Annotated in this window: 4 protein-coding genes and 1 tRNA gene; 2 read left to right on the top strand and 3 right to left on the bottom strand. The window is 54.2% G+C overall.

Annotated elements, in window-relative coordinates; translation table 11 throughout:
* Positions 1-55: 55 nt before the first annotated feature.
* Positions 56-2,389, bottom strand: a complete 2,334-nt coding sequence (locus IPG22_21240) for a penicillin acylase family protein (GenBank protein MBK6590806.1) — start codon at positions 2,387-2,389, stop codon at positions 56-58.
* A gap of 193 nt (positions 2,390-2,582) precedes the next feature.
* Between IPG22_21240 and IPG22_21245 the strand changes: the two genes are divergently transcribed.
* Both IPG22_21245 and IPG22_21250 read left to right on the top strand, forming a co-directional pair.
* Positions 2,583-2,996 carry a c-type cytochrome gene (locus tag IPG22_21245; GenBank protein ID MBK6590807.1) on the top strand — a complete coding sequence of 138 codons (414 nt, stop codon included), beginning with the start codon at positions 2,583-2,585 and terminating at the stop codon, positions 2,994-2,996.
* 129 nt (positions 2,997-3,125) lie between these two features.
* A tRNA-Arg gene (locus tag IPG22_21250) sits at positions 3,126-3,202 on the top strand.
* A gap of 64 nt (positions 3,203-3,266) precedes the next feature.
* Here the strand turns inward: IPG22_21250 and IPG22_21255 are convergent.
* Positions 3,267-5,372 carry an EAL domain-containing protein gene (locus IPG22_21255; protein MBK6590808.1) on the bottom strand — a complete coding sequence of 702 codons (2,106 nt, stop codon included), beginning with the start codon at positions 5,370-5,372 and terminating at the stop codon, positions 3,267-3,269.
* Between the two features lie 318 nt (positions 5,373-5,690).
* Complete coding sequence (locus IPG22_21260) at positions 5,691-13,745, bottom strand: DUF2341 domain-containing protein (protein ID MBK6590809.1); 8,055 nt, start codon at positions 13,743-13,745, stop codon at positions 5,691-5,693.
* Positions 13,746-13,885 lie beyond the last annotated feature (140 nt).

Genomic DNA, 13,885 nt, shown 5'->3' on the forward strand with positions numbered 1-13,885 from the left:
TTATCTGTGTTCTATTCCCTGCCGCATAATGACAAACAATTCAAAGTTCTTGAACCTACGGCTTCAAAACCGTGACGCCGACAGCCGCCTTCTCCACCGCCGCTTTTGTAAACGGAAATACTGACGTCGCTCCCGTCGACCACGCATCAAACTGATCCTTGAAATGAGGCGATTTCGGATCGCCGCTTTGTCCAAGCGGGATCACATGACTCGTCGTATCCCAATTCCCCGGCGTTGCGATGTGCCGCATCGATACGCTCGAACCGACATTTGGCGTTTGTCCGCTTCCATTCAACGGTACATTTGGCGTTTGAAACTGCGCACCGATCAGCGGAGCGACCGCGAGCGGATGAGGAAAACGCGACTGCCATATTCGTCCCCACGTCCACGTCTTAATATCCGGGCCATAGCGTTTCGGATCGGCAAAACCAGCTCGCACGGCTGTATCGCATGAACGAATAAGTTCGTCGTAATTCTTAAACGCCGCTGGCAGCCATCTCGCTGAATTTTCTTTTACTGCCCAATAAAGAATACGTTCCCGAAGAATAGTGCCCGGAACCGGCTTATTTTCCTCAGCGATCTTATTTCCGATACAGATACGAATGTCGCTTGCGAGCAACGCCGCCTGTGAATCCGGCGTCATTCGTCCGTCCCAATCTTTGAGAACAGCCAGAGTCTCCGAAGATGCCGACCCGCGTTTTACGATCTCCTTTGCAATCTCGTGAACGGGTATGTTGTGCATATCATACTGAGCCTCGCGTACATCATTCACGGTTAGTTTCGGCTTTGCCTCGAGCGTCGTCATGATCTGTCGAGCACGCCACGGGGTCGCCGCGTCGCGAGACATTTGGGTGTATTTGTATGAGGTTCCGACGATCCTCTGATTGGCGGTAATGATCAGGCCGCTTGGCGGATTGTATAGATTTGGAAGCTCCTCGAACGGAATAAATCCGACCCAATCACCGTCGCTTGTCGAGCCATCGTACGGCAATGCGCCATCGCCTACGCGTCGAATAGGGATCTTACTTGCGGCATACCATCCGATATTTCCCTTCGTATCGGCGTAAACAAAATTCTGTGCAGCTCCACCATATTTCTTGAGTGCCGTTTTGAATCCGTCCCAGTTCTTTGCCCGGTTCCAATCGTAGAAAACTTCAAATTCACTGTTCTTCGGATCGAACGCAGTCCATTTAAGTGCGTATTTCTTACCTCCGTCCTCAAAAATGACCGGCCCGTTTCGGGTTTCGAGAACCTCGAGTTTCACGGTATCCGTTTCCGGCTTGAGCGGATTCGATCGAACCTTGATATTCTCGATCCGTTTTACGGCAGGCTCCCAACCGGTCGGTGTTTTATATTCGCCCTTGTCGTTAAATGTCTCCGAATAAAGGTCCTGCACGTCCGGGCCGACGTTTGTGGCTCCCCAAGCGATGTCGGCATTGTGGCCCAGGATAATACCCGGAACACCGGGAACTGTCACGCCAGAAACCCGCATCGTCGGAGTTGAAAGATGCGTTAGGTACCAGATCCCCGGAGCAGTCGGAGCGAGATGCGGGTCATTCGCAAGGATCGGTTTGCCGTCAGCGGTTCGCTTGCCTGAAATGACCCAGTTATTGCTGGCTGCGAGATCCTCAGCATAGAGCCCGACGCGTTCGAGCGAATTTTTCCGTACCAGTTCTTCGCGGTCAGCCTCAGCGATCAGGTTCTTGATATTTTCCGCTGCCGCTGTTTGTGCCACTGCCGCTGAAGCTGCAGTTTTGGTGTCCGTTCCGAACAGGATCACATCGAATGGCGTCACGGGATTTGTGAGGTCTGAGAGTTTATCTTTTGGTAGATTCTGCAGCGAAAGCCGCATGATGTCGTTACGCCACGTCGTGCTGAGTGCGTCGGCGAGGATCTTGCCGATAATTATGGTGTCAGATGGCTTCCATTCACGCGGCTTGTATTGCAATATGCGAAACTCGACCGGCAGACTTTTTTCATCCAGAGTCGCGATGTACGCGTTGACGCCCCGAGCGTATGCATTTAGCGCCGCCTGGAGTTCGGGGCCCATGAATTTCAAACTTTCTTCCGCGATCTTTGCAAAATTGAACCGTCGCCAGCGTTTGTCTTCTTCGAGCACCGAACTCCCAAAGATCTCAGCCGTCTCGCCCCGCGAAAGCCGCCGCATCAGGTCCATTTGAAACATCCGATCGCTCGCGGTGGTGTAGCCCTGAGCAAAATAAACGTCAGCATCCGTTTTCGCTTCGATGTATGGTATCGAACGACTGTCGCGGCGAACCGTAACAGACGAAGAAAGCCCAGCGACTGAAATTTCGGTTGCCGTTGATTGAGAAAAGCCCGAAAAGCAAAAAAATGTTAAAAGAAAGGCAGAAAAAAGGAATCGATTCATGTGAAAAACGATAGTTTATTTGTATGTCTCACGGCAAGTCTGGACGCTTTCGAAGTTAACCGCTGGAAAAATAAAATCAGGGAAGAGCTATGAGTGCTTTGATCTACGGATTCGGAATTGATGCCGCGTCCGAATTGCCCGCCTTGGCCGAATACGCTAAGATTTTCCTTTAAAGGAGAATCCCAACTAGAAAATGAAGATAAAGGCTCTAATTGTTGCTATTTCTATCGGCTGTTTCATCGGCTCAGCATGCAATCAAACCGCGTCGAACACAGGGTCGGCGAATGCAGACAAAACCGCTGCCGCCACGCCGGCAAACGCGGCGACACCCGAGGTTGCCAAGGCAAGATCCGGTAAAGACCTCTATACGATCAATTGCATGACCTGTCACAAAGACAGTGGAAAGGGCGGCAAGGTTACGGTTGACGGCCGAACGATGGAACCTGACGATATCACGACCGCGAAAATGAAGGCAAAATCGGACGAAAAGCTCTTTGGCTACATCCACGACGGTATCGAGGACGAAGGAATGCCCGCTTTTAAAGACAAAATGACCAAGGACGAAATTACGGCAGTCGTACAACACGTCCGCTCGCTGCAGCAATAGGTGCGTGATGAAGTAACCATAAAAGTAAACGAAGAGCCTCGAAACTTTCTATCTTTTTCGTGTTCTTTCGTGAACTTTAGTGGTTACTCTTTTGCAAATGCGACCCTAAGAACCTAGAATTTAGGACGAGCACCCGTAGCTCAGCTGGATAGAGTATCTGACTTCGAATCAGAGGGTCACAGGTTCGAATCCTGTCGGGTGTACCAATATTGTCAATAGCAAAGGCCGCTGATCTCAGCGGCCTTCGTTCTATCTACAACCTAATACTTTTTATAATCTTACAGCGACGATCTCTTTCGTTCGGTCTGATCCGTCATTACTTAGCGACTGTTCTATATATCGGCTCGCGGCGACGGCGTCCATTGGGCGTGAGAAAAGATATCCCTGGCCGAATTCACAACCCTGACGGCGGAGTTCCTCAAGCTGTTCCTCGGTCTCAACACCTTCTGCAACGACCTGCATCTTAAGATTCTGGGCGAGGCGGACGATCGTGTGGACGATCTCTCGCTTCTCCGCATTTTCGGTAATTCGCCCAATGAATGAGCGGTCGATCTTGAGAAATTTCACCGGCAGTTGGTGCAGATAGCTCAGCGACGAATAACCTGTTCCAAAATCATCCAGACTTAGCTCAAGCCCAAGACCGCGTAACCGCTCCATCATCGAAACAGCCGATCCCGTATTCTCCATGACGTGGCTTTCAGTGATCTCGATCTTGATCGATCCGGGATCAACTCCGGTTTGGGCAAGCGTTTCCGAGATCTGCTCGATGAGGTTCAGCTGGCTAAATTCCTTGACCGAGAGGTTGATGCTCATTTGCAAATGATCGCTGCCATCGATCTGTCGCCGCCATTCCATGAGCTGACGGCAGCCTTCCTGAAACACCCACTTTCCAAGTGTAAGGATCAAATTATTTTCTTCGAGAACCGGGATGAACTCATCCGGCGGAACGAAACCCTTTTGCGGATGGTTCCAGCGCACCAGTGCCTCAAAACCCGACAGAGCTCGCGTATTGATATCCACTATCGGCTGATAGAACAGGCAAAACTCTTTCCGCTTCAGTGCTTGACGGAGTTCCGTTTCCAGCTGCAGCCGCTTGATCGCACTTTCATGCATCTCCTTATCGAAGAGCTGGAAGCGTGATTTCCCTTTCGACTTCGCCCGGTACATGGCGATGTCCGCATCGCGGATCAATTCGTCCGCCGTGCTGCTCGCCGTCCCAAACGAAATACCAATACTCGCCGACGTAAAGATCTCACGGCCCTGGATATCGAAGGGACGCTTCAGATCTTCCTGTAATCTTTCAGCCAGCAAAAATGCCGCCTGTTCACTGGCCAGGTCATTCAAGAGGATCGTAAATTCATCTCCGCCCAATCGAGCAACCAGATCGCCGGGCCTGAGGTTCGCTTCGAATCGAGCCGCGATCTGCTTCAAGAGTTCGTCGCCCGCCGCGTGTCCTAATGAGTCATTTACCACCTTGAAACGGTCGAAATCAAAGAATAGAACCGCGAACAACCCCTTGTTTCCACGTTTTCTGCTCTTGATCGTAAGCTTCAGATGCTCCATGAACAGGCTGCGGTTCGCGAGGCCCGTCAGGCTATCGTGAAGAGCGTCGTGTAAAAGTTGTTCCTCAGCCATCTTGCGGCCGGTAATGTCAGTGAAGACACCGATAGTTCCGCTAAACTCCCCTTCCAGATCAAATGTTGGCGTGCCGCCAATGATGACGTGAATACGCGAACCATCTTTGGTTTTGAGAGCCGTTTCGTACTGCCCGCTGATACCCTTCTTCCTGAGCCGATTGGTTTTTGAAACCATTCGGCTATCTTCTTCTTCAAAAAATAGTTCGGTAGCGATCTTCCCGATGAGTTCTTGTTGCGAGTAACCACTCATCACACAGAACGGCTCGTTCACAAACACGATGGCTTCGTTAACATCTGTCTGGACGAGCCCGTCGCTCATCGTGCTAAGCAGATCCCTAAGCCGTCGCTCTCGAATCTCGTTCTCCTTCAACGCACGTACGGTCGACGTTATATCTCGAAGAACGAGTAATGTTGAGTCTGGTCCATCTTCTACCCGGATCGGTTTGGCGGTGACCTCCATCCAACGGCCATCCAGCAGCTCCATCTCTTTGGAAACGCCGTCGCTGTTTTCCATCTGTACTAAGAAGCTGTCGCCTGCCTTAAACCGCTTCGATAACGACCACAGGATCTGGTCACTCGGCAATTCTCCAAAGAGGGCCGCGAAGCTTTGATTTACAAACACAGCATCACCACCGCGGACGATGATTGCGATCCCGTCGGGGGACGACTGGAGCACCGCCTCGACGGAGATCTCGCTCGACAGCCGTGTAATTGCACTAGGTGATAATTCTGCGATCATACGCATTGGGTCTGGAACGAATGCAGATAACCCAACATTAGCTCTGAAAGGAAGTCTAAAATGGTTGGCAATTTATGAAGGGAGGAACCCGATCAATAGATCGAGGAATCTACTAGTAGATTAAACTATTTACCTAATTCTAAGCAACAACTAATTTATGCCCGAACAGTTTTCCCGCTCATCACGAGTCATTGGTGATCGAATAGGCCCAGCGGCTACCGAAACCGATGAACGAATTAATCCTGAAACTGCGAAGAGTATTCGTAAAAAAGGCGGTTCGTGTGAGCCGCCTTTTTACTAGTCTTATCAACTAACCGCCTATTCCAGACCGATCAGATGCACATCGCTCATGTTATCCATAAGGCTTACTATGCGCGTTGCGAATCTGTATCGTTTGCTGGTGACTGTCAGCAGATAGTCGCGGCCTGTTTCGAGGCCTTCGAACTGGTAGGCTCCGAATGAGCTGGTTACCGTTGTTCGCCGGGTGCCTGCCGTGTCGATGATCGTGACCGTCGCGTTTCTCAGGCCCTGGCCTGCGGCGGTCGTTACCCTTCCGGAGATGGTCGCTCCGTCGAGCAGGGTTCCGCCCGTGAACGAGACCAGCCCGTCCGTCCAGTACAGCATCGGCAGCGGGTTGTTCTCAGAGTTTCTCACGTCCCTTTGAGTTGGGAAGTCGCCGAATCTGATCTGGGCACTCGTCGCCGGGCTTTGGAAGGTCGGGAAGGTGATCTTCACGAGTTCTCTCGTTCCGGCTGGCAGTGCCGCCGTCGGAGTGATCGTGATGCCGACCTTGCCTTGCAGCGAGTTGTTGACGGCCAGGGTGCAGTTCACTGCTCCCGTGCCGCATGTCACCGTCGGGATGCCCAGTGCCGTTACCGGATATTCCACCGTAAAGGCCACCTTCGTCTCGACACCCGTCGTTGTCATCAGCACCGGAACGGTCACAGGCTGTCCCTGCGTTGCTATCTGGCTCACCACCCTCGCCGTTCTCGGTATCGCGTTCGGGCCCGGTACATCGTAGGCGATGAAGTCCCCGCCCGTGATATTGCCGGCCACGTTGGTGTACGTTCTGCTTGTCGCCTCAAACGCCTTGCCGAGGCCGCTTGGGGTGATGGTATAGCTGCCGCCGGTCTGCGTTACTCCGAATGAGTAGTTGCCGCCTGCGTCAGTGGTGGTCGTTGTGGCCTGCTGCGTCTGGGTGTTCAGCAGGGTCATTGTTACGCCCGCGAGGTTCACGTTCGTGCCGAAGGCGATGAACTGCTTGACGTTGCCCGTCAGGCCGATCACCACATTGTGCTGGACTGCCTGTGACGTGCTGCCTCCGAAGTTCGCATCGCCGGCGTAGGTCGCCGTGATGGTCTTCGCTCCCAGTGTCGAGGCGAGGCTGCATGTGCCGGCCGCTACTGCTGCCGTACATGTGTTGCCCGTACCGTCGCTCACTGTCACATTACCCGTCGGTGTTCCCGCTCCCGGGGCGACCGGGCTCGTTGTCCAGTTGACCGGGTAGTTCTGCCCGACCACCGTTGAGCTGCCGAGGGCTGAGGCGTTCGTGATCGTTGTCGTCGTCGCCGCCTGTGTCACCGTCAGGGTTCCGTTAGCTGTCGCGAACGTGTAGTTCGGGGCTGCTAAGGTTCCCTGTGCCGCTGTGATCGGGTACGCTCCCGGACCCGATGTGCTCGTTGCCGAGGTCGAGATGTTCGGTGTTCCCGTCACTCCGCTTGTACCAAGCGTCTCTCCATTCTGGAAGCCCGTGATCTGGAATGTCAGGGCCGGGTTAGCGGCTCCGTACACTCTCGTCTGGTCATTCGCCGTCACCGTCAGTTGGGATTGGGTGATGGTCAGTGTGCCGTTCACAAAGCTTGTGAAGGCGTAGTTCCCTGATGCCAGTGTGCCCAGTGCTGCCGTGATGGCATACGGGCTGCCCGCGACCGGGCTCGAAGGCGTCGCCATCGTTGACAGCAGCGGGCTTCCCGTCACGTCGCTTGTTCCAAGGTTCTGGCCGAGGACAAAGCCCGTGAAGGTTGCCGTCAGCGTGGGGTTCGCGGCTCCGTAGGCACGGCTCTTATTATCCGCCGTTACCGTCAGGCCTTTCTTGTTGACTGTCACGTTGCCGCCGATGTAGTTGAAGCTGTAGTTGTTCGAAACAGCTCCCGTACACGTTGCCGGATACTGCGAGCCTGAGACCGGCGAGCCCTGGACATACGTCGTCGAGCACGTCGGCTGGGTCGTCAGGTTGGCCGTCGTTTCACCAAGCACGAAGCCCGTGATCGCTGCCGTGATCGCCGGTGCCGCATCGCCGTATGTGACCGCCGCCGATGAGGCCGCGACATTGAGCGGTGCCTTGCCGATCGTCTGGGTCGTCGAGCCGTTCGAACCGTTGAAGTTCGCGTTGCCCGAGTACACTGCCTGGATGACCTTGCCCACTCCCGCCGGCAGCTGGTTCGTCGTACAGACCGCCGAGCCCAGTGCCGTCACCGCTACATTCTGACAGCCCGCAATAGGATTGCCACCGTCATTGAAGTTCACCGTCCCCTGCGGCGTTCCCGAACCAGGTGCCACCGCCGTAATGGTCGCCGTCGCCGTCAGCGTCGAACCGTAGTTCGGTGCATTGATCAAAGTCTGCACCGTCGTCGCGGTGCTGGCCTGGTTTACGACTTGCGGATTGCCGGTAAGCGTAGCGTTGCTGTTTGAGAATACCGGCGAGTTACTAACGTAGTTCGCCGTGATCGGATGGTTGCCGAGAGCGAGCGTGTTAAGCGAGATCGACGCCGTTCCACCAACAACCTGGGCACTTCCTATCATCGATCCATTATCGAAGAACTGGACCGTTCCCGTCGGCACGCCGCCAGCTGGTGTTGTCGCCACCGTAGCAGTGAATACAACCGATTGGCCGAACTTTGAAGGGTTCGCGGAAGAAGTTAGGGTCGTAGTGGTAGTTGCGACAGGTGGTGTCTCAATGCTCACATACGTTACCGGAGACCGATTCGCAAAGGTCAAGCCACCTGCTCCGGGTACGCCCGGAGTGAAAACAACTCCGGTCGTGCCGGCAAAGTTAACATTCAAGGTATCGCCCGGTAGCGTTGGCAGGACCGGATTTCCACCATTTACGGAGATCGGCGTGTTGGCCAATGGCACCACGTTGAACGTGTCGTTGTTAGTGCCAGCGTTAATGCCGATCGCTTCGGTTGAACTGTCAAATGTGATCAGCCCTGTTCCCGTGCGAGAGATCGTCGTGGCCGTTGTATTGTAGGAATTTGCGGTCGTATCGTCCTGATCATTAATATTGATCGAATCAACAGTTCCAGCCTGGCCCGCGATCGTAAGAGGTCCGGCCAGGAGATCGAGACTGCCCGCATTACCGACGTTTACAGTATCTGCACCGCCGCCAGCATTAATGGTCGTCAAGGTATTCAGGAATACCGCAATGACGTTGATCGTGTCACCGCCTGATCCGGCGTTGAGAGTGACTTGGCCGATATTAGCGGTCCAGCCGACACCGGAACTACCTGTCCGGAAGAAGGAGTTATTGGTGACCGTATAAGTATTCGTACTCACGTCAGCCGCATCGTTGAAGTTAAGAATGTCTGTGAACGCGAGTGGTGTACCAAAGAACAGCAGTTGGCCGCCAAGCACGCCGTCCATCGTACCAGCTTTACCTACATTGACCGTGTTGATACCGGAATTGCCATTGATGGTGAACGTCGGCCCGGCTTTTGCCTGAACATTAACCACATCGCTGCCTTCGTCCGTGTTAATGGTAAACGCAGTGATCGCAGCCGGTACATTCGCAAAATCAACGGTGATGTTATCGGCGGCATCACCACCAACTACTCCGTCGCCCGCGTTTATGGTCAATGTACCCTTGTTATCAAACTCGATCGGTTCGAAGGCATCGACCGCGACCTTCAAACGGGGAGCAACCGCACCGTCCGTAAGGCCGATAACGTTTGCCGCATCCGTTGAATTGACCGTCAGGCTCGCCACGGCGACCGTATCAATGACCGGTGCGAGGCCCGTGAAGCGGATATCAACCGGATTTGGGCCGGTAAACCTCACCAAACCGTCGCCGTTATTGCTCGGCCCGCCGCCGATCGGCGGCATCGTCGTTCCAACAAAGTAGGTCTCGTTGAAGCCCGGCCCGCCGCCGCCGAACATCTGCATATTATCGCCAGACTGTCCGCCGCCGTTGAAATCGATGCCGCCCGGGGGGGCAAACAGTGCTCCCATCGGATTATTGATTATTAACGTATCGTTGCCGATCAGGCCGTCAAAGGTAAATGAAAGGGTACCGACCAAAGGAATTAGCGGCCCACCGTTGAGTGAATACGTTCCCGCATCCGGCCCCGTGGCGTAGATGATCAGGATGTCATCGCCGTTCGTGCCGGTTACTAATGGATTCGGGACGGCACAGCTGAATGGGCCGGTCGACGAATAAGTTGGCGGATTCGCCATATTCGTCTTCGTGTAGAACTGGAGGTCCGGATAACCATAGTGGTAATTCGACAGCGAATTGGTCGGGAACGTGTCCTGAGTACACCCATTGCAGTACTTCATATCGTAATACGTGAGGTGCGAGTTTATCTGTGACGAAGTGCCAAAATAGTAGCCGTCTCCTGCTCCTTGATAGAGTTCAAGTAGATACTGCGTGCCCTGAGTCAACCATCGAGGCGAGGCGATCGGTGCGTACGAATACGTCGCCGCAGGACCGCTAACCTGGATCTGATCCAGTTTTACCTGAGTTGCGTAATTGAATAGGGTCACATAGCGGGTCGTTCCGGTCGGCTCTCGCTTACCGAAGCTGGTCACGAGGATGTCCTCGTTCGGTGAGAAGCGGAAACCTCTCTGTGAATTAGATACTCCGCCCGCCCCGCCAGATGCGACCTGATCGGTCGATGAGATCGGGCCATTGAACGTGCCAGCCACGGCGGAAACAGCCGTTGCAGCCGGGTTGCCGTAATACATGTAGATCGTCTTCATTCCCGAAGCCGACAGTGAATCGACCTTGACCCAGACGACCGTTGTCGCGGTATTCAAGCCGCTTTCGATCCAATAATTGAGCAAAGTCGCCCCGCTGTTATATCCGAATCGAATATCTTTTCCTGTCGGATCTATCCGTCCTGCGGCGATAAGCGATTGAGTATCGATCTCGAGCCGAAGCTGATAGTCATTCACGGCTGCACCGGAATTTTCGTTCACTACAAATTGATTGCTGTAGCTCCAGCCAGCCGGCGGCACGTCGCATGGGCCTGGGACCGGGGTCGGTGTCGGGACCGGAGTCGGAGTGACGGTCGGCGTGGCCGTTGGCGTCGGCGTCGGCACCACAACGGCCGTATTGCCCTGGATCATAAAATCATACGGATTTTCTTCCGGGTCATCATTTACGATGCTGACCGTCGCAAAAGACGGAGCAGCAGTGCTCGGATCGTACGTAACGTTGAAAGTTGTCGAAGTGCCCGGCAATACCGGTGATGTAGGCGGAGTCGTAAGGGTGAAATCACTGAGTGTGCCCAATGTACGGAGAGCATCCGCGTCGATCGTTGGTTCCATGACCATTACTGGACTGATCGAGATCGCTCCGAGCGTGAGGTTAGACGATCCTGAATTCGTGATCGTAAACGTATGCGTCACCATGCCTGACAACGGATCAACTGTTCCAAAGTCAGTATCGTCAGCCACAGCCGGCGTCGTATCTCCATCCGCGATCGGTATACCAAGCCCGGTGACATCCATCTCAGGCAAGGTTGGCGTTGGCGTTGGTGTCGGAGCGTCCGCGTGCGTGTATGGAAAGGCCGCTGAGCATGCGGAGCTATTGCCGGCGCCGTCGATCGAACTTGCGTATATATTTGTCGTTGCGTTCGTCGGCACTGTGACGGGGATGGCAAAGTTGCCCCCGGTTGCAAACGCACCGTTAAGTATACCGGTGGTGCAATCGCTGCTGGTATAAAGATTGACGGTGCTGTCCGCTTCGGCGGTGCCGTTGATCGTCGGGCTTGCATTGCTGCTCGGGCTCGTCGGCGTACTGCCGGTTATGATCGGCGTTACCGGTAAGGTCTTGTCTATCGTGTACACTTCGCCAACGAACGGCAATATCGTCGAGATACCGGGCGTCAGGCCGGTCTCGTTCGCCAGGTTTAGCCCGAGCGTTCCGTCGCCGCTGCCGGTGTTGACGCTAATATTCCATCTGACACTCGGAGGGCCCGCCTGAGGGGCGACACTTGTTATCGAAGGCCCCGTCAATCCGCCATTGACCAGAGAAAAATTGCTTGTGGTCACGCCGTCTACTGGCGCGGCAAACTCGATCGTCCATGTGACGTCATTTAGATTTGTCGGGTTCGGATGAGCCCGCGTCAGAGACACTACCGCCGTCGGTGTTGGCGTCGGAGTTGGTGTCGGCGCGGTGCCGGTTCCGTGGACGTAAAAATTGTATGGGTTCTCGTCCGCATCATCATTAGCGATCTCTACGCCCCATGTGAATTCACCGGCGGATATCGGGTCGAATGTGACGGTAAACGTCGTAGAGTTCCCTGGCGGGATGGGCGTCACTAGTGGCTGCGACACGGTGAACGAATTGGCTACGTTCGGGTTGTTGGCTTTGCCGGATTCCGGTCTTACGATAGAGACATCGGTGATCGAGATCGGGCCGACGGCAAGATCGGCTGCTCCGTCGTTATGGATCGTAAAGGTGTGAGTAACAGAACCCGACGCAACATCAACGCTTCCAAATTCCGTATCATTGCCCACTACTGGCGAAAAACTTGGGTCAACGATCTCAACCCCAAGCCCTGTGACCCTTATTTCCGGAGTTGGGACCGGCGTTGGGGTCGGGGTTGGAGCAACATCATCATTAGTTATTGTGCCTTGGCCCTGGCCGTCGGTCACGGTCGCACCGGTCACGTTTGTTACGTTTACAAAGAATGTCTCATTCGATTCGACAGTAGTATCGCCGTTGACCGTGACGTTAAACGTCGCCGAGGAATTCCCTGACGTGATCGTCTGGCCAGTCATTGAATTACTGACGTAATCATTGTCAGCCGTCGTTGCGGTATTATCAGCAGTCGCGATATCAAAAGTAACGCCGCTCGCTGGAGCTGGATAACTTAAGGAAACTGTGAATTGAAAAGTGCTTGTTCCGGAATCAGTTTCCAGCTGGGTAACGTCATTGATGGACAGATTCGGCGGTAAAGAAGACGTTGCAAAGCCTTGCAAAGTCGGATTTACGGTCTTCGCTCCAACGTTTTCCGCGATGGCACAATAGAAGTACAAACCTCCGGGGGTAAGGCCCGTGATCGGCTCAGCCACTGCGACGTTCGCAGTGCCGGACCCGATCGATACACCGGCCGCCGGCACCTTTGTTCCAAATGTGTCGTCGCATACGCCCGGATTCGTGGATGAATATCTGAACCAAACCGTGGTGGCATTGCCGTTCGGATTGACCGTCGCGTTGAGCGTAGCGGTCGTGCCGGTAACCAGCGTTGCGGCATCAGTTGTAACTGACGGCAACGCCTTCGGAGTAATGCTGATGTCGTCGATCGCCAGTCCGTCGTCTGCGCCCGTCGCATTAACGTCATTCCACCTTATCCAGATCGTCGAGCCGTTCGGCAACAGTAGGTTAGTTATCGCACTGCTTTTGATCGTGCGGTTTGGTGACGTGTTACCGTCGAGAGCCCCGGCTGTTCCAGTCGTCACGGGCGCAACAAAATCGAGAATATCCAGATCAGTCCAGTTGCCCGTCGTCAGGCTGGTAGCATCGGTGCTGTATTGAAAGTCAAGCCTGTCTTCTCGGCCTGTAGCCCCAAGTCGCCATTGCTCGCCTGTGAAGGCTATCGCGAGCTGATTTACCGTACTGCCGGTATTGTTGGTCAAAGACGCCCCGATCGTGGAAATTAAAGTACCGCTTTGTAAACCACCGAATGCACGATCCGTTGCGGCTGCGGCACCATAACTAAACGTATCGCCAGTGCTGCTGCCCCCAGTATCGACTGCATATTGCTCGTTGTCCCTAGCTCCGCCTCCAGATTCTGTCAGGTACCATCCATTGATAGCGATCGCATTTGTTGTGCTTCCCGCTGTGTTCGATAGAGTATCGAAATTCTCGGTGTACGCGACCCCAAGTGTGGCGAGATCGATCGTACCGGCTTGAGGTGCATCAGTTGTCGGCGTCGGAACCGCACTTGGCTCAACTGGCGCAGTTTCGTCGCTTGTCGCAACAACGATAGGTTCTGCTATTCCGAAAATTTCGCTTACCGACTGGATAAACCCGAACCTCGGCGATGCACCTGCGGCTGAGGCGGTCAGGAGTGAACCGCTGGCGGCGGCGATGAGGCCTAAGACAACGATGGCAGCAGACAGGAACGTACGCGGACGCTTGAACATAAGTTTGATCACTCCAAACGGATGAACCGAACACTTAAAGCGAAACTGTTTTCACAGTCTGGTGGGCCGCTTGAACGGTAAACCCTTATTTTATCTAAGATTAATCGTAATTATAGGCTTATCCAACAGGTTGTCAAGCG

Source organism: Acidobacteriota bacterium (genome assembly GCA_016703965.1).
In the GTDB taxonomy this organism is placed as follows: domain Bacteria; phylum Acidobacteriota; class Blastocatellia; order Pyrinomonadales; family Pyrinomonadaceae; genus OLB17.

Coding starts and splice junctions, on each gene's coding strand:
- IPG22_21260 (MBK6590809.1), bottom strand. CDS start 13,745: ATGTTCAAGCGTCCGCGTACGTTCCTGTCTGCTGCCATCGTTGTCTTA.
- IPG22_21240 (MBK6590806.1), bottom strand. CDS start 2,389: ATGAATCGATTCCTTTTTTCTGCCTTTCTTTTAACATTTTTTTGCTTT.
- IPG22_21245 (MBK6590807.1), top strand. CDS start 2,583: ATGAAGATAAAGGCTCTAATTGTTGCTATTTCTATCGGCTGTTTCATC.
- IPG22_21255 (MBK6590808.1), bottom strand. CDS start 5,372: ATGATCGCAGAATTATCACCTAGTGCAATTACACGGCTGTCGAGCGAG.